We start from the raw sequence: 18059 nt of genomic DNA on the forward strand, positions 1-18059 counted from the left end.
CTTTCTAAACCAAAGGTTCAGACTAAACACTAGATATCAGACAATAGAGCTTAGATTCGATCCTGTTAATTCTTAAATCCTTCCCTTCCTAGTTCATAGACTAGTCTAATGCCTAATTTCCTACATCTAATTCCGCCCCAGGTCTAAATACTAACTACTATCCTAAATAGCAATAAGTCTATTGGCTTCCAAACGCACTGCTACTCGCTGAATCAATGTTATTCCATCTTCTTTCGAGATAATCTCGGAAAGATCGATTCCTCTTTTCGATAATGCCGATAATAGGGCAGAGCGGAAAACAGATTTACTTTTGCCCCAATTTGATTTGACGATATCGTTGTTGAGAATGACAAGTTCTTGAGTAGAGTAGTTGTTAAATTGTTCTACAAGGTGCTGTTGTAAAGGTTTTGTGTTTGACATACAATTAAGAATTAAAAGGGTTTAACCATAATTGCATTCAGAAAGGGTTAAATAAAGCAACTGCGTTTATTTTGGTATGATACCCGTATTGTTTTACCACCGCGGTGTCTTCACTCGGTTGGTATTGCTATCGCAATTCTGAATACTCTACAAATTTAGTAGATATTATTTTAGAAATCCAAATTTTTGTGAAAAATTATTTTTAGAGTCCTCTAAAGCAGTTCTTAAGTGGTTAAATAGGAGGAGTAAGGACAAGTAGCAATATGCTACTAATCAAAAGCTTTTTATAACCATATCATAACCCTTTCCGAGCGGTCTTGATTGGGTTAATAAAGGGTTTTGAAAGGGTTTTGAATTGGGTCTGAGCCAAAGGAGGGGTGAGCTGGTGTTGTTGGCTTTGTTGACAATGTTGTCTTGAACCAGGAAAAAAATGATAAAATGATGGACAGGATAGGGGCTGATGTCGTGTTTGTTGGAAATGTTGTCTTGAACCAGGAAAAAAAGGATGTAAGGATGGCCAGGATCCTGCGAATCTTTGTATCCTTCCTTTCCTGGTTCAGAACTAACTCACCTTCCTTCTTCTAATCCAAGACAAACTTTCCTTCCCTTCAAATCAATTGAAGAAAATATCTCCTATCTCTTCAAAAACAAAAGATCAAAAAGCAAGGCGCCTTATCGGCGCCTTGCTCTAATATCTAATGTCTAAAATCTAATATCTATCTTACAATTCCTTCCTCAACCTTGCTACCGGGATATTCATTGCTTCGCGGTATTTCGCGACTGTTCTACGAGCGATGGAATATCCTTTTTCTTTCAAGATTTCGGTAAGTTTCTCGTCGGCAAGCGGTTTTCTTTTGTCTTCGTTGGCAATGCACTCTTCAAGGATTTTCTTCACTTCCTTGTTCGATACTTCCTCGCCAGACTCTGTTTGGATAGCCTCGGAGAAGAAAGATTTAAGAAGGAAGGTTCCGAATTCTGTTTGTACGTATTTGGAGTTTGCAACGCGGGATACAGTTGAAATATCCATTTCAATGCGGTCTGCTATGTCTTTCAGAATCATAGGCTTAAGCATACGGTCGTCTCCAGTTAAGAAATACTCATATTGATATTCCATGATGGCGTTCATGGTTTTTAGGAGTGTCTGCTGCCGTTGTTTGATAGCGTCGATAAACCATTTTGCGGAGTCGAGTTTTTGTTTTACAAACTGTACCGCTTCGCGCATCTTCTTATCGTTCTTTTCCGCTTTCTCATAATGTTCAAACATTTCCTGATAAGAGCGGGATACACGCAGCTCGGGTGCATTTCTGCCATTAAGTGTCAGGTGCAGCACACCATCATTATTGCTGATATGGAAGTCGGGGATAATGTGAAGCTGTTTTCCTGCTGCAGCTCCTGAATCACCTGGTTTTGGGTTTAGTTTAAGGATTTCATTGACGATATCTCGAAGCTCTTCGGAGTTGACACCCAATTGTTTTTCGATTTTATCGTAATGCTTCTTTGTAAACTCTTCGAGGTAGTTTTCAACCACCTGCATAGCCTTTTGGATAATCGGGTTCTCTTGATCCTTTTTGCGCAATTGTATCGCTAGACACTCTTGTAAGCTTCGTGCTCCAATACCCGCAGGGTCAAATTCCTGAATAATGCGCAACATTTCTTCCACATCCTTCTCTTCAACGATAACGTTCTGCGAGAATGCTAAATCGTCAATTAATGAGGGGATGGGGCGACGCAAATATCCGTCGTCATCCAAACTGCCGATAATCTGTTGGCCGATTAAATAATCTTTATTGGAAAGAGCTAACAAATCAAGCTGATTTTGTAAGTTCTCGAAGAATGAATCTTGGATAGCGATGGGTATTTCCTTCTTGTTGTCATCATCATCCGAATCATAACCACCACCATAATCCTTATAATCATCTTCTTGGATATATTCATCTACAGAAAATTCATCTTCGTAGTTGCTTTCTTCTGCGTTAAAATCATCGTCAGGATCCTTGTCAGGATATTCCTCGACAGGCTCATTCATATTGGCCAAACTGCCGTCTTCTAGCGCAGGATTTTCTTCCAATTCTTCTTTAATACGGGCATCAAGCGATACCGTTGGTACTTGAAGAAGTTTAATGAATTGAATCTGCTGAGGCGATAATTTTTGTAATAATTTCTGCTGTAACGTTTGTTTTAACATGTCCCCGATTATAAATCATGGTAAAAATAGCGATTATTATTTAATGAAGATCAATATATTATTTTAGGGAATTGGATTTAGGTATAATTTTTGCGGCAATACTTGTTCATTCACAAGGAGAAATGTGCTTCAAAAAGCGAACTGTTAAAATTCGTTAATTTTTAAACCTAAGTACATTTTTAAGCGTTTTAATACAGTTTTTTCCAAAGTTTTGTTCATATTTACCTCATGTTTAGACGGGTTAAAAACAAATTCTTGCGTATCGCACTGATAATTATCTATTTCGTTATTTTATTTACTTGCGCGGTACAAATCAACTTTCTAGGCCTGTTTGGAGCATCTCCCACGAAGAAAGAGATTTTGTTGCCCAGCCTAAACGTTTCCTCTGAATTATATACCGCAGACTCCGTGCTCATCGGTCGTTATTACAAACAAGATCGTGATCCGGTTCCTTTCGATAGTATATCTCCCAATATCATTAACGCATTAATCGCGACAGAAGATGTCCGTTTTTATAAGCACAATGGCGTCGACGTCATTGGTCTATTTGCAGGGGTTTTGTCTACGGTAGGTGGAAGCGATAGGGGGGCGAGTACCATCACACAGCAGTTAGCGAAAAACCTATACAGAACTCGTTACAAAGATTCACAAGGCCTGCTAGGCAAAATTCCCGGCGTGGGAATTATTGTGACGAAGTACAAAGAATGGATGACGGCATTCAAATTGGAAAATAAGTACAGTAAACAAGAGATCATTACGATGTATCTGAACACGGTATCATTTAGCAATAATGCCTACGGAATTAAATCTGCTTCTGTACGCTATTTCGATAAGTTGCCATCGGAGATCTCTGTGAACGAAGCTGCCGTACTTATCGGTATGTTGAAGGGTACAACCCTATATAATCCGATTCGTAATCCTAAGAATGCTTTAAGTCGCCGCAATGTTGTATTGGGGCAAATGCAGAAAGAGGGGTATTTAAAGCCCGAGGAAGTAAAAACCTTATCGCAGGATTCTCTGGGCTTGAATTTGAACAATCAAGAGGTTCGAAACTCAAATGACTCATACTTGCGCACAGCGGTGGAGAAATGGTTAGAAAAGTGGGCTGAGGAGAATGAGGTTGACATCTACACTTCGGGATTGAAGATTTATACAACGATCGATTCGCGCATGCAAAAGATTGCGGAAGATGCTGTCGCCTTAAAAATGAAGGAATTGCAACGACGACTAGATAATGTTTGGTCCGGACAGGAGCCATGGCGCGATAAAGAAGGAAATGTAATTCCGAATTTCTTAGAAGACCAAGCGCGCAAGTTGCCCGCTTACGCTTATCTGAAAGAAAAGTATAATGATGAGGCGAAGGTTTTTGAGGAGCTGAACAGGAAAAAGGAGATGGAGGTATTTACCTGGGACGGTATGGAAAAGGTAGAATACTCCTCGATGGATTCCTTGAAGCACTATATTTCGATGTTGAATACAGGGATGATGTCGATGAATCCGTATTCTGGCGAGATCAAAGTTTGGGTAGGGGGTATCAACCATGATTATTACAAATTTGATCATGTCAACCAAGCCAAACGTCAACCGGGATCGACATTTAAGCCGTTTGCGTATGTGACGGCATTAGAAGCTGGAAAAACTCCTTGTGATAAATATTCCGACAAACCAGTTAAAATCGAATTTGTTAACAATAAGGGTGAACATGAGATTTGGGAGCCTAAAAATGCAGATTGGAATTTTTCTTATAGTGAACTGTCGCTAAGACATGCCTTAGCTCGTTCATTAAATTCAGTAACGGCTCAAATAACGGAAGAAGTGGGCTGGGATAATGTTGTGAAGATGGCGCATACCTGTGGAATTGACAGCAAATTAGAATCTGTTCCTTCGGTAGGCTTAGGGTCTAATGAGGTTTCTGTTTTTGAAATGGTTCGTGCCTATAGCACATTTATGAATGCAGGGAAGAAGACCGAGCCTATTTTGGTGAAGCGTATTGAAGATAAAGATGGGAAGGTATTGGCTGAGTTTAAATCCGAACAGAAGCAAGTTATTAGCCCGGAGAATGCATGGTTAATGGGCTATATGCTTCGTGGTACGATTGAAGAGTCTGGCGGTACTTCGCAAGCACTGTGGGAATGGGATTTATTTGACAATGAGAATGAGATAGGTGGGAAGACGGGAACTTCTTCTGATTATGTGGATGGCTGGTATATGGGCGTGACGAAGGACTTGGTGACTGGTGTTTGGGTGGGCTGTGATGAGCAGAGCATACACTTTAAAAGTTCGGCAACCGGCGAGGGGTCGAAAACTGCTTTGCCGATTTTTGCGGTCTACATGGAAGAACTATATAAGCGTCCTGAATTGGGCGTTACGACCGGGAAATTTCCGGAACCTACCGTAGAGATTAAAAAGACTTATAATTGTCCGGGTCCTCGAGTTCGTTCGACACGCGACACTCCAGATTCTGGCGCAGTAGAAGGGGAAACGGAAGTGCCCGCATTGACATTGCCGGAAATTCTGCAGGAGATTCAGGGAGAAGAGGAAGGACAAGAGTAATTGAAAATACTGGCTGAAATACTTACTTTTATATACTGATTCTTAGTTTATGAAATTTAACCAAACACGCTTATCTAAGCTATTTGCTGCTGCAATATGCTTTTTACTGTTTTTAGGAATGTTTCCCCAGATGGTGAATGCGCAATATTTTGGGCAGAACAAAATGCGCTATAAGAAATTGGATTTCAAGGTGTATGAAACACCGCACTTTAACTTATACTATTACTTGAAGAACGATTCGATGATGAATTGGTTGGCCAAGGAAAGTGAAGTATGGTATGAGTTGCATCAACAGGTATTCCAAGATACTTTCTTTAGAAAGAACCCAATCATATTCTATAATAATCATCCGGAATTTCAACAGACCACTGCTATTAGCGGGGAGATCAGTGTAGGAACTGGTGGTGTTACGGAAGCGTTCAAACAACGTGTTGTCATGCCGATTATGCAAATCAATCAGCAGACGCGCCACGTTTTGGGCCACGAGATGGTGCATGCGTTTCAGTATCGGGTGCTCATCGAGGGGGGTGATTCCACGCGCTTAGAGAATGTAGCAAACATTCCTTTATGGATGGTTGAAGGTATGGCGGAGTATTTTTCTATTGGAAAGAAAGATGCTTTTACATCGATGTGGATGCGGGATGCCTATGCTAGAAACGACCTGCCTTCTTTGGGGCAGATGACGCAACAGATGAATCGTTATTTTCCGTATCGTTATGGTCAGGCTTTTTGGTCCTATATCGGGTCGACCTACGGAGATACCGTTATCATGCCTTTGTTTATAGAAACGGCAAAGTATGGCTATGAGCATGGTATTCGTCGCGTTTTTGGATACGACGCGCAGACCATGTCCACGCTTTGGAAAAACAGCATGGAGAATACTTACCGCAATTCAGGTAAGGACACAACATCAAGACCTATTGGTCAAGCCTTATTGACGACTAAAAATGCGGGGCGAATGAACGTTTCTCCTGCAATATCGCCAGATGGCAAATATGTGGCTTTCTTATCGGAGTTGGATTTATTTAGTATTGACTTGTTTTTAGCGGATGCGCAGACGGGGAAGATTGTTCGAAAGCTCGGCAGTCGACTCACCAATAAGGATATTGATGAATTTAGTTTCTTAGAATCCGCCGGTACGTTCTCGCCGGATAGCAAGAAGTTTGCTTTCTCGGTATTTAGTGAGGGTAAGAATAAATTGATGGTTGTCGATGTGGAGACCGGGAAGACCCTTTCGGTCGAAGCAATGGGGGAGATTTCGGAATTCACGAATATCACATGGGCGCCTGATGGCGTACATGTTGCTTTCTCGGGCCTATCCAACGGACATTCTGATATTTACGTATATAATTTGCAGACAAAGGTCGTGGATCAATTGATGGATGATCGATTCTCAGACTTTCAACCTAGTTTTTCGCGTGACGGAAAATATATCGTATTCAGTACAGACCGTGTTGCTTTAAGTTCGGACTCACGCACGGTAGATATACCGATGAACTTGGCGTTTGTAGAAGTGGCAACAAAAAAGATTACGAATCTGGATGTTTTCCCTGGGGCGAACAATTTGAATCCGCATTTCTCATCCGACGGAAAGGATATCTATTTCCTGTCTAATAGTGATGGCTATAGAAATATGTATCGTTATACTTTTGAGACGCAACAAGTCGCTCGAATGACGGATTTCTTTACTGGGATTTCAGGGATTACAGAATATTCGCCAGCGATGAGTATTTCTGCGAATGATGATATTGTTTACTCATATTTTAAAAACAACGCTTATAGTGTTTATAAGGCTAAAGCAACAGAGTTCGAAGCGCAGCCTGTTAGTGCAGGTGCTGTAGATTTCGAAGCTGCGATGTTGCCGCCGCTTCAAGCACGTGGCGTTAATGTGGTGAATACGAACCTAGAGAATTTTAACGCATATAGTCGGATTTCTGATTCGCAGATTAATAATATCCCATACAAGCCGAAATTCAAGTTGGATTATCTGGCAAATAGTGGTGTGGGGATGTCTGTGGGCTCGCGCTATGGTGCGGGTATTGCTTCGGGGGTTCAGGGGATGTTCTCCGATATTCTTGGTTATAACCAGATTTTTGCGGCATTGAATATCAATGGTGAGATTTACGACTTCGGTGGTCAGGTCGCTTATATCAACCAGCGCTCGCGTTGGAATTGGGGTGGTTCGATCTCGCATATCCCTTATCGTTTTGGATTTTATCAGTATGATTTCCGTGATATTGGACGCGGCACTGAAGAGCCCGTGCTTGATCAATATTTAGTTCGGTCATTCCAGACTCAGGTGGATGGGTTTGTTGCTTATCCATTCAATAAACATCATCGTTTTGAAACTGGCGCTGCCGCTTCTTATAATTCTTATCGCGTTGATCGCTATTATCAAACTTTGGGAAATTTTTACTACGCGGACAGAGAGCGTGTTCCTACGGATGAAGCAAGTCAGCTTTTAGGCGCTCGATTGGATCCTTTTAATCTCTTCCAAGTGAATGCTGGATTTGTAGGAGATAATGCCGTATTTGGGATTGCGGCGCCATTACAAGGGTTCCGTTATCGCTTAGGAGCGGAGCAATACTTTGGAACGTTCAATTTTACAGCGATCAATATTGACTTAAGAAAATACCATCGCATGAAGCCATTTACGTTGGCGGCACGTGTGTATTCCTACATGCGCGTAGGTGATGGAGCGGATCAATTGTATAATATCTATATTGGCTATCCTTATCTAATTCGTGGTTTTGAAAGCAGTAGTTTCGGTCCGAGCAGTATGGTTTCTTTTAATGACCTTTCTGGATCCAAGATGGTGGTGGGTAACCTCGAATTAAGACTTCCATTCACAGGGCCGGAAAAGCTAGCGGTGCTTCCTTCAGGCTTGTTGTTCTCTGATTTGAACTTCTTTATTGATGGAGGTTTAGCATGGAAAAATGGCAGTACGATTAAATGGACAAAAACGGATGAAGATAGGCTTCAAGATCCTGCATCCGGTGAATATTATTATGACCCTGCTGTGCGTATGCCGGTATTCAGCGCTGGGGTTTCCCTTCGCGTGAATTTATTCGGGGCGATGATATTAGAGCCTTACTATGCTATTCAGCTGAATAATCCGACCCGTTCTAAATTTGGAACGTTTGGATTAAACTTTGCACCAGGATGGTAGTCAAAGCTATGATTGAAGATTGAAAGAGATTAGTGAGGGTAAGGTTGTTAAGGCCGTTGTTTAGCGTTATGCGAAAACAACGGCTTTTTTCGTTGGGTTAAGTCCAGGCAACGGCAGGCCTAGACTTAACCAATTGGGATTATTTCTGCGGACCAGTCTTTCACGCACCATACGTCCTAATCCGCATAGTTCTTGATATCTTCTTTCTGCTTCTCTTTCTGAAGCAAATGATTCTATATATACTATTCGATTTAATACTGCTGAGGAGAACATACCTGCATTTGTTGGGTCCTGCAATTGCTGCTGTATTCCAATAATATCATTTGTGATGCCGGGCTGAAGGTGTCTTCTGTTTGCGTCTGTGCTGATGTAAAGGTAGAATGTTTTCATGTTAAATCCTGTTTTAGCTAAAATATTTGGTTATTTAAATATGTTTTACTAATTTTATTGGCACAATATTACTAATAATATTAGTATTTGAAAAATTTATTTTAAAAATATTTATATGTCCAACATCGCATCAAATCTGAAGTATCTAAGAAAGAAAAAGGGGGTTACGCAACAGCAATTTGCTGATTTAATGGAGATTAAACGTGCTTCCGTAGGGGCGTATGAAGAGGATAGGGCGGAGCCTAAATATGAATTGCTAAAAAAAATAGCTGAGTTCTATGAGTTGTCGATGGACGAATTGGCTAATGATGTTATAGATGATAAGTGGAAACCTACTCCGAAAAGTAATGCTTCTAATCTTCGTGTATTGAGTGTGACGGTAGATGCGGACGATCGCGAGAATATTGAATTGGTGCCGGTGAAAGCAAGTGCTGGATATTTAAATGGCTATGGTGATCCGGAGTATGTGAAGGAATTGCCTAAATTTTCCCTACCTATGTTTAATCAGGGGACCTATCGTGCTTTTGAAATCAAAGGTGACTCGATGTTGCCTTTGCCATCAGGCTCGTTGATTATCGCGGAGTATGTTGAAAATTGGCACGACATTAAGACTGGACAGACCTATGTGATTGTGTCTTCTAATGATGGGATTGTTTATAAACGTATTGGACAAAAATATAAAGAGGATAAGGGCCTGAAGTTGGTTTCTGATAATAAAACATACGAACCTTATTGGGTAGATGCAGGAGATATAATTGAAGTGTGGAAGGCGAAAGCTTTTATTAGTACTGAGCTACCAGAGCCGAGTCCGGAGCCTACCTTAGAAGGTCTATCTTCTATGATGGCGCAAATGCAGAAAACAATCAAGGCTGTAGTCGATAAAAATTAATTTGAAATGCACTCAAATATTATTGTTTTGCGTTTTTGAAAAAATATTTATACCTTTGTACTATCTGAAAGGAAGGGGGCATGGTATGCCCCCTTTTTTAATTCATTTATTAAATTATGCAGGTTGAAGAGCGCGTAAAAGAACTAGTTCTAGAGAAAATCGCCGATAGAGAAGATTTGTTTATTGTGAGCATCCGTTTTTTGAAAAATGGTGTGTTGGAGATTCTTCTTGATGGCGATAATGGAATCGCAATTGAAGATTGTGTTCAAGTAAGCAGACATGTTGGATATCATTTGGAAGAAGAGAATGTAATTGATAGAGCTTATCGATTAGAGGTTTCTTCGCCAGGAATTGATACTCCTTTAATGTTGAGTAGACAATACGAGAAAAACATCGGACGCAACGTGAAGGTACAGATGCTTGATGGAACAAAACGTGAGGGGAAATTGCTCGCCGCTGGAGAGTCATCATTCAACCTGGAAGAAGTAGTAAAAGAAAAAGGAAAGAAGTCTCAGTTGGTTGAGGTCGAAATTCCATATGATCAAATAAAAGAAACAAAGGTGTTAATTTCATTTAAATAGAAATGAGTAGTAATATTAACTTAATAGACTCTTTTCAGGAGTTCAAGGACTTTAAAAACATTGACCGTCCTACAGTAATCACAGTATTAGAGGAGGTATTCCGTAGCATGATTCGTAAGCGTTTTGGGACGGACGAGAATGTGGATGTTATTGTGAACCCTGATAACGGAGACTTAGAGATCTGGCGTACGCGTGTTGTTATGGAGGATGGTTTCTCAGAAGATGACGATTTAGAAATCGAATTGGCTGAGGCGCACCAATATGATGCGGATCTTGAAGTAGGAGATGATTATATCGAACAGATTACTTTAGAAAGTTTCGGTCGCCGTGCGATATTAGCTGCTCGTCAAACCTTAGTTTCGAAAATTTTAGAATTAGAGAAAGACGAAGTATTCAAAAAATATAAAGATCGCGAAGGCGAACTTGTTATTGGTGAAGTTTACCAAATTTGGAAGAAAGAGATTTTGGTGTTAGATGAAGATAACAATGAATTGATTCTTCCGAAAACAGAACAAATCCCTGCGGATTATTTCAAAAAAGGTGATAGCATTCGTGCCGTAGTTCACAAGGTGGATATGATGAATAGTAATCCTAAGATTATCATTTCTCGTACAGCGCCTGAGTTCCTACAACGTTTATTTGAATTGGAAGTTCCGGAAATCTTTGATGGATTGATTACCATTAAGAAGATCGTTCGTGAACCAGGAGAACGCGCGAAAGTAGCAGTTGAATCTTACGATGACCGTATCGATCCAGTTGGTGCTTGTGTGGGTATGAAAGGTTCTCGTATTCATGGTATTGTTCGTGAATTGCGCAATGAGAATATCGACGTAATCAACTTTACAACGAATAACTCACTATACATTACTCGTGCGTTAAGTCCTGCTCGTATCACATCTATTAAATTGGATGATGAGAACAAGACTGCTGCCGTGTATTTGAAACCTGATCAAGTGTCATTAGCAATTGGTCGTGGTGGTCATAATATTAAATTAGCCGGTAAATTGACTGGTTATGAAATCGATGTTTACCGTGAGACGGGAGAAGAAGAGGAGGATGTGGATATCGAAGAATTCGCAGACGAAATCGACAACTGGATCATCGACGAATTGAAACGCGTTGGTCTAGATACTGCAAAATCGGTTCTTTCGCTAACTGAAGACGAATTAATCCGTCGTACAGATTTAGAAGAAGATACGATTCGCGAGATCGTTAGGATCTTGCAGGCTGAATTTGAATAAGATTCAGCCCAAGCTTTGCTTGCTTAACAATTTGTAAAAAATTGTTAAATACGTGTAAAAAAACATATTTTTGTAAAAGAAACTCATTTTATAGTTAGTAGATGTCAGAAGGTAAAAGTATAAACTTGCTTAAAGCGGCAAAAGAGCTCAACATTGGGATTGGTACTGCAGTTGACTTTTTAGTGAAAAAGGGATTTGATGTTGAATCAAAACCTAACACTAAATTAAGTGCGGATCAATACGGGGTTCTTTTGAAGGAATTTCAGGGCGACAAGAATGTCAAAGATGAAGCTAAACAAATTGTTATTGGCAAGATTCGCCGTGAAGAAGGTCCAGCTGCTACTCAAGGCTCGACACCTGATGAGCCTACTGAGCAGCGTGAGGATAGTGGTGATGTAAAAGAGATTTTAATTAAAAATACTACGGCAGCACCTGCCGCTGAGACAGCGGAGGATAAAAAAGCCGAAGAACACCATTCTGCTTTGAAGGTTGTTGGGAAGATTGATTTGGATAGCTTGAAGCGTGGTGCGAAGGCATCTCCGAAAGAGGAGCCTAAGGAAGAAGTGGCAGAGACGCCTAAACCGGTAGTGGAAGAGAAGAAAGAGGTGGTAGAGCCTGTTAAGAAGGTTGAAGAGCCTGTTGCTAAGCCTGTAGTAGATCAGCCAAAAGTAGAAGAAAAGAAGGAGCCTGTGAAAGAGGCAGAACAGCCAAAAGTCGAAGCTCCTGTAAAAGAAGTTAAACAACAACCTGTGGTAGAGAAAAAGCCAGAACCTGTAAAGCAACAACCTGCTCAACAGCCAACAAAAGAACAGCCTCAAGATGAGGTTATTCGTGCTCGTTCGGAAACATTAAGTGGACCGAAGGTAGTAGGTAAAATTCAATTGCCAGTTTCTAAACCGCATAAACCGGTGGCTTCTTCCTCCGCGAGTGCAGGAAACAACAATGATAACAAGCGTAAGCGCAAGCGTACGAATAAAGGAACGGGGCCGGTAGGTCAACATGATGGTGGAGATAGAAATAATCAAAACCAAAACACTGGCCAAGGACAGCATCCGAACCAAAATAGACCGGACGGAAACCGTCCAAGACCAGGAGGCGATAACCGCCCTGGAGGTCGCGGCGGCAATCAACAAAATGACCGTCACGGTAACAGAGGTGGAAATAACCGCCATCATGATCGTAGGAAACCTGAGGTAGCGAAAGAAGAGCCTACAGAAAAGGAAATCCAAGATCAAATCAAAGCAACCTTAGCAAGATTGAGTGGTGCTGGTAAATCCGGCAAATTTGCTCAACGTGCTAAACTACGCCGTCAAAAACGTGATGATATAGCATTATCTGCGGAAGAAGCTGCATTAGAACAAGAGGCAATGTCTAAGGTGTTGCGCGTTACGGAGTTCGTAACTGCAAACGAGTTGGCTAACCTGATGGATGTTCCGGTAACTCAAGTTATTGCAACTTGTATGAGCTTAGGAATGTTTGTGTCAATCAACCAACGTTTAGATGCTGAGACATTAGCGATTGTAGCTGATGAGTTCGGATATCAGATTGAGTTTATCAAACCTGAGGACGAAGAGGTCGCAGAATTAGAGGAACCAGATACTGAGGCTAACTTAGTGTCACGTGCGCCAATCGTTACGGTGATGGGACACGTTGACCACGGTAAAACTTCCTTATTAGATTATATCCGTAAGGCAAATGTAACTAAAGGTGAAGCAGGGGGTATTACCCAGCACATCGGTGCGTATGCCGTTAAATTAGACGACGGACGTAAGATTACTTTCTTAGATACACCTGGTCACGAAGCGTTTACAGCGATGCGTGCTCGTGGTGCGAAAGTAACAGATATTGTAATTATCGTAATTGCGGCGGATGATGCTGTGATGCCTCAAACGAAAGAGGCTATCAACCATGCTATGGCGGCAGGATCACCGATAGTATTTGCTTTCACAAAGGTTGATAAACCAGGAGCAAACGCTGACCGTATTCGTGAGCAATTATCGGCGATGAACATCTTGGTAGAAGATTGGGGTGGTAAATACCAGGCTCAAGAGATTTCTGCAAAAACAGGTGAGAATGTCGAGTTATTGTTAGAGAAGGTATTGCTAGAGGCAGAAATGTTAGAATTAACTGCAGATCCGAAGAAACGTGCCGTTGGTTCTGTTATTGAGGCTGCATTAGATAAAGGACGTGGTATTGTAACAACAGTACTTGTCCAAGGAGGTACTCTTCGTGTTGGAGATCCGATTCTTGCTGGTTCTTATTCCGGTAAGGTGAAGGCATTAACCAATGAGCGTGGAGAGCGCGTTAAAGAGGCGGGACCTTCTGTTCCAGTTCAGATTTTAGGTATGGCGGGTGCTCCTACAGCAGGGGATAAGCTATACGTATTAGAGAGCGAGTCGGAGGCACGTCAGGTAGCGAATAAACGTCTTCAATTGCAACGTGAGCAAGGAATGCGCGCTACTAAGCACATCACATTGGATGAAATTGGTCGTCGTTTAGCTATCGGAAACTTTAAAGAGCTTAACATTATCGTTAAAGGTGACGTGGATGGTTCTATCGAGGCATTGTCTGACTCATTATTGAAATTATCTACAGATGAGATTCAAGTTAATATTATCCATAAATCAGTGGGTGCTATTTCTGAGTCCGATGTATTATTAGCTTCTGCATCTGATGCGATTATTATTGGTTTCCAAGTAAGACCTACGCAAGGTGCTCGTAAGCTTGCTGAGAATGAGCAAATTGATATCCGCCTTTACTCTATTATCTATGATGCGATTGAAGAGATCAAGTCTGCGATGGAGGGTATGTTGGCTCCGAAATTGGAAGAGAAGATTGTTGCGGAAGTTGAAATTCGTGAGGTATTCAAGATTTCGAAAGTTGGTACAATTGCGGGATGTATGGTTCTTGATGGTAAGATCAACAGAAACAACGATATCCGTATTATTCGTGATGGTGTTGTTATCCATACAGGTCGCTTAGCATCCTTAAAACGCTTTAAAGATGACGTTAAAGAGGTTTCACAAGGCTACGAATGTGGTCTTAGCATTGAAAGATTCAACGATATACAAGAGAAAGATATCGTTGAGGCATTCGAGCAAGTTGAAATCAAGCGTAAGTTGTAATTAGCTTAAGCGAGATTAAAATATAAGCCGTACAGTTACTGTACGGCTTTTTTTGTGAGATTATTTCTTTGTCGAAGTTGTTAAAGGATTTGATTCTTATTAAGTTTTCTTTTGTAAGGTAAGCGGCCTTTGTTCAATTTGTATGTTTTAACAAGCTTACAGGGGTTTTCAGTGTTGTTTGTGTTTCTTTGGAAAGATGTCAACTTTTAGTGTAATTGCCTGCTTTTAAAGGTCATTAATTACTTTCATTCCTATTTGTTTTTTTGTTGAAGCATCAAATGCTTGTGTTCTCATAAGTTTACTAGAATTCTTATTCCTCTTTCTGCTTCTTTGGAAATTTGAGAGCTTTAGGTGTAATTGCTTGGTTTTCAAAGATCGTTAAGTCGATTTATTCCCATTTCTATTTTTGTTGATGCATAATAATTTTTAGTGAAATTGAGTTTCATGATTTGCCTTCAAGAATTATAATGAACGTTAGTTTTGGCATAAAAATAGGAGTGTTTTTTTCTAAAATGGAGGTTTTCAAAGGCAACCAAGAAGTTCTATTCATGTCGGTGTTTCTAAATAGAAGATAAAGTTGTTGGTGAAATTGCGCGATGTCAAAGGTTCTTTTCTACTTTCATTGCTGTAGTTTTTTCTTTAAAAACATGGAAGTTTTGCGCATATGATATCTACGGTAGGATTACAAATCTGTAATATCAAATTCCTATCTTTGAAATATGTATAATTTTAAGATTTCTGAGATCGTTCAGCATCCAAATCATAATATTTCTATTCGTTTTCAAGATTTATCCAATAGCTTTCCGGCGTACAAAGCCGGGCAGTTTTTGACCTTATCATTTACTTTTGGTGAGCGTGAAGTTCGTCGCTCTTATTCTTTCAGCAGTTCACCTGATGTTGATGAACCCTATGAGATTACGGTAAAGCGTGTCGATAATGGAGAAATCTCACGACTATTACATCATCAGACTCGTGTAGGGGATGTTATACAGGTTATGGATCCTCAGGGTCTATTTGTCTATGAGCCGGATGTCGATCATAAGCAAACTATCTTCCTTTTTGGCGCAGGCGTCGGCATTACGCCATTGTTTTCCATTTTGAAAACTGCTTTAGTTCGTGAGGAACACAGTAAGATTGTCTTAGTTTATAGTAATAGCTCGAAAGAGCAAACCGTATTCTATGAGGAGCTTTTGAAATGGCAGGAAGCGTATCCCGATCGTTTGCATATTGAATGGATATGGTCTAATACGAAGAACCTTTTAAAAGCTAGATTAAACCGTGATTATATCTTAGAGCTGGTTGCGAAGTATAAGAGTGATGGGGAAGAGGATGTTTTCTATACCTGTGGTCCGTTATTTTACATGGATTTATGTCGTTTTACTCTTTTAGGAATGGGAATTCCGGACGATCATATCAAACGAGAGACTTTCCATTTTCCGGAAGAAGAGGAAGATGAGGATGAGAAAGAAGAAGAACCGGTGGATATGACAAGCTATGATGTTATTATCCGCTTTCAGGGGATAGACCACCCACTGACAATACCTTACAATAAAAGCATTTTGGACGTCGGCTTAGAGAATAAACTTAAGCTACCTTATTCATGCAAATCAGGAATGTGTAGTACCTGTATTTCCCAAGTAACCAAGGGATCTGTTCGCATGGATTACAACGAAGTGTTGACAGATCGAGAAGTTGATAACGGACGTTGTTTGATATGCACCTCGCATCCTATGGAGGATGGAACCACTATTGAGGTTTTATAATTTTTTTTATGTTAAATAGAATCGTTCTTTTATTCCTTCTAACCTGCTTTATCGGAAACGTGAAAGGGCAGGAGACCTACAAGATAACCTACCATGCCTTTCGCGACGGTGCGATGATCAAGCAAGATCCAATCGTTTTATTTGTTAGCAAGGATAAGTATGTGATCACCAAAGAAAGCATTATCTCCGGGCAGGTTCGATATCCCGCTGAGCAGATTTTCGCAGATATAAAAAACAGGAAAGGTTATAGAACCTCTCTATTGTCTGAAAAGCGTTCCATATCGAGTTATGATCCGGGAATTTATAATAAGCTAGAATTTATTCAACAGGATACCGGAGCAAAGAAAATACTCCGTTATAATACTAAGCTAGCAAAGACCTCCATCAATTCCAATGCGATTGAAGTATGGTATTCGAATGCACTTGGCTTAAACGCTGCTCCGAATTTAATAGGGCAGGATTTAGGGCTGGTTCTGGAATACCGTCGCAATGGCAATACCGGGATTCGGGTCGCGGCGATTGAGAAGCTGAAAAGCTGGCCAAAGGAGTTCGTACAGCCCCTTGAATCAACGTTGTTGGATGACTTAAGCTATAAAGATCAACTCTGGAAGAGTCGTTTTATCCAAATACCAATCTTCCAAGATGAACAAATCTGTTTTCAGCCAGGAATCCAATCAGATTCCGTTCTTCGATTTGCTGAAGGAACGGTCATCCTGAAAAAGGTGAAGATACCTGAAATTACATCCGATAGCCAAGCATTTATTGAGGTTATTCAGAAATCGAATGGTGATGCATATGATCGAACAGGCTCTGTGTTTTTGATAGCGGATGATCAGAAGCAGACCTTTTTTGATGGCATGCAAAATGGAATGAACAGTTTGCCGATGTATACCGATGAGAAGGGGGCGGCGTATCCCGGTATGGTGCGTACGGAAGGTTATTCTCCAGTACTTGAACTCATGCGATTCTTTACACCTTTCGGTATATCCCATTTTAATGATCGCGTGAAGTTAAAAGGCAAGACATGGCAAGATAGTGTAAGTTATCGTCAAGACATTTCAGAATTCACCAGCAGTCTATCAGGAAAAGAAGTTTATATCGGCACTTATATTGGTAATTATGACAAAGGCGGCCATCAGGTTAGTTTAGAACTAACAATTCACCCTGGAGGCTCAAATTATGCTTCTGGCGTTCAGGTTATGCCGTTGTTCAATACCACCAACGTGATGGAGATGGGAGGTCAAGGCTATCCGACGATGTTTGCTTATGAAAAAGGGCTGGAAGTAAAATTTACGCTCGACAAAGACCTTAAAAATGTTCGATTGCGTTACATCACTACCGGCCATGGAGGTTGGGGAAATGGTGATGAGTTTGTCCCTAAAGCCAACAGCATCTACTTAGACGGCCAACTAAAGATGAAATTTACACCATGGCGATTAGACTGTGGTAGTTATAGACTATACAATCCGGTCAGCGGCAATTTTGAGAACGGACTGTCGTCTTCAGATTTAAGCCGTTCGAATTGGTGCCCCGGCACGATTACCAGCCCGGTTTTCATAGATCTTGGCGATTTATCGGCAGGCGAGCATACGATTCGTGTGCAAATTCCCCAAGGACCGAAAGAAGGCGATAGCCAAAGCTTTTGGAATACCAGCGGATGTTTAATTTATGAATAAGAAAATATATCTATGTTTCCAATGGAAAGCCAACAGAGATGAAAGTTCTTGATGGCCTCTGAAAACA

The 18059-nt window shown here is 40.8% G+C and carries 11 protein-coding genes and 1 riboswitch; of the genes, 8 read left to right on the plus strand and 3 right to left on the minus strand.

The window, feature by feature from the left end:
* Nucleotides 1-162: 162 nt before the first annotated feature.
* Both B2400_RS05025 and rpoN read right to left on the minus strand, forming a co-directional pair.
* Nucleotides 163-420 (minus strand): 5-oxoprolinase, encoded by a 258-nt coding sequence (locus B2400_RS05025; protein ID WP_286651259.1) that lies wholly within the window; start codon nucleotides 418-420, stop codon nucleotides 163-165.
* Nucleotides 421-477: 57 nt separating this feature from the next.
* A riboswitch (SAM-I-IV-variant riboswitch) is annotated at nucleotides 478-571 on the minus strand.
* 570 nt (nucleotides 572-1141) lie between these two features.
* On the minus strand, nucleotides 1142-2605 hold the full coding sequence (gene rpoN / locus B2400_RS05030) for an RNA polymerase factor sigma-54 (RefSeq protein ID WP_293931525.1): 1464 nt from the start codon (nucleotides 2603-2605) through the stop codon (nucleotides 1142-1144).
* A 228-nt stretch (nucleotides 2606-2833) separates the two neighbouring features.
* On the opposite strand from rpoN, the gene B2400_RS05035 reads away from it, so the two are divergent.
* Both B2400_RS05035 and B2400_RS05040 read left to right on the plus strand, forming a co-directional pair.
* Nucleotides 2834-5158, plus strand: a complete 2325-nt coding sequence (locus B2400_RS05035; protein ID WP_293931528.1) for a penicillin-binding protein 1A — start codon at nucleotides 2834-2836, stop codon at nucleotides 5156-5158.
* 49 nt (nucleotides 5159-5207) lie between these two features.
* Nucleotides 5208-8327, plus strand: coding sequence for a DPP IV N-terminal domain-containing protein (locus tag B2400_RS05040; protein ID WP_286652354.1), 3120 nt, complete (start codon nucleotides 5208-5210; stop codon nucleotides 8325-8327).
* Between the two features lie 66 nt (nucleotides 8328-8393).
* Here the strand turns inward: B2400_RS05040 and B2400_RS05045 are convergent, their stop codons facing one another.
* Nucleotides 8394-8717 carry a hypothetical protein gene (locus B2400_RS05045; RefSeq protein ID WP_286652355.1) on the minus strand — a complete coding sequence of 108 codons (324 nt, stop codon included), beginning with the start codon at nucleotides 8715-8717 and terminating at the stop codon, nucleotides 8394-8396.
* Between the two features lie 115 nt (nucleotides 8718-8832).
* Between B2400_RS05045 and B2400_RS05050 the strand changes: the two genes are divergently transcribed.
* The 6 genes from B2400_RS05050 to B2400_RS05075 all read left to right on the plus strand — a co-directional run bounded on the left by B2400_RS05050 (nucleotide 8833) and on the right by B2400_RS05075 (nucleotide 17992).
* A complete protein-coding gene (locus B2400_RS05050) occupies nucleotides 8833-9606 on the plus strand; it encodes an XRE family transcriptional regulator (protein ID WP_149525614.1) in 774 nt (257 codons plus the stop codon).
* Between the two features lie 116 nt (nucleotides 9607-9722).
* Entirely contained in the window at nucleotides 9723-10187 is a 465-nt protein-coding gene (rimP, locus tag B2400_RS05055) for a ribosome assembly cofactor RimP (protein WP_149525615.1), read from the plus strand.
* Nucleotides 10188-10189: 2 nt separating this feature from the next.
* Nucleotides 10190-11428, plus strand: a complete 1239-nt coding sequence (gene nusA, locus B2400_RS05060; RefSeq protein ID WP_149525616.1) for a transcription termination factor NusA — start codon at nucleotides 10190-10192, stop codon at nucleotides 11426-11428.
* 101 nt (nucleotides 11429-11529) lie between these two features.
* Nucleotides 11530-14553, plus strand: a complete 3024-nt coding sequence (gene infB, locus B2400_RS05065) for a translation initiation factor IF-2 (protein WP_286652357.1) — start codon at nucleotides 11530-11532, stop codon at nucleotides 14551-14553.
* Between the two features lie 719 nt (nucleotides 14554-15272).
* Complete coding sequence (locus B2400_RS05070; protein ID WP_286652358.1) at nucleotides 15273-16316, plus strand: ferredoxin--NADP reductase; 1044 nt, start codon at nucleotides 15273-15275, stop codon at nucleotides 16314-16316.
* 8 nt (nucleotides 16317-16324) lie between these two features.
* Nucleotides 16325-17992, plus strand: a complete 1668-nt coding sequence (locus B2400_RS05075) for a PNGase F N-terminal domain-containing protein (RefSeq protein WP_286652359.1) — start codon at nucleotides 16325-16327, stop codon at nucleotides 17990-17992.
* Nucleotides 17993-18059: the final 67 nt, after the last annotated feature.

It is taken from the genome of Sphingobacterium sp. UBA6645, from assembly GCF_002455685.1.
Lineage (GTDB): Bacteria > Bacteroidota > Bacteroidia > Sphingobacteriales > Sphingobacteriaceae > Sphingobacterium > Sphingobacterium hotanense.

Bases quoted from the DNA above. Each gene is read 5' to 3' on its own strand.
- B2400_RS05075 (WP_286652359.1), top strand. From the start codon at position 16,325: ATGTTAAATAGAATCGTTCTTTTATTCCTTCTAACCTGCTTTATCGGA.
- rimP (WP_149525615.1), top strand. From the start codon at position 9,723: ATGCAGGTTGAAGAGCGCGTAAAAGAACTAGTTCTAGAGAAAATCGCC.
- B2400_RS05045 (WP_286652355.1), bottom strand. From the start codon at position 8,717: ATGAAAACATTCTACCTTTACATCAGCACAGACGCAAACAGAAGACAC.
- infB (WP_286652357.1), top strand. From the start codon at position 11,530: ATGTCAGAAGGTAAAAGTATAAACTTGCTTAAAGCGGCAAAAGAGCTC.
- B2400_RS05070 (WP_286652358.1), top strand. From the start codon at position 15,273: ATGTATAATTTTAAGATTTCTGAGATCGTTCAGCATCCAAATCATAAT.
- B2400_RS05040 (WP_286652354.1), top strand. From the start codon at position 5,208: ATGAAATTTAACCAAACACGCTTATCTAAGCTATTTGCTGCTGCAATA.
- nusA (WP_149525616.1), top strand. From the start codon at position 10,190: ATGAGTAGTAATATTAACTTAATAGACTCTTTTCAGGAGTTCAAGGAC.
- rpoN (WP_293931525.1), bottom strand. From the start codon at position 2,605: ATGTTAAAACAAACGTTACAGCAGAAATTATTACAAAAATTATCGCCT.
- B2400_RS05025 (WP_286651259.1), bottom strand. From the start codon at position 420: ATGTCAAACACAAAACCTTTACAACAGCACCTTGTAGAACAATTTAAC.
- B2400_RS05035 (WP_293931528.1), top strand. From the start codon at position 2,834: ATGTTTAGACGGGTTAAAAACAAATTCTTGCGTATCGCACTGATAATT.
- B2400_RS05050 (WP_149525614.1), top strand. From the start codon at position 8,833: ATGTCCAACATCGCATCAAATCTGAAGTATCTAAGAAAGAAAAAGGGG.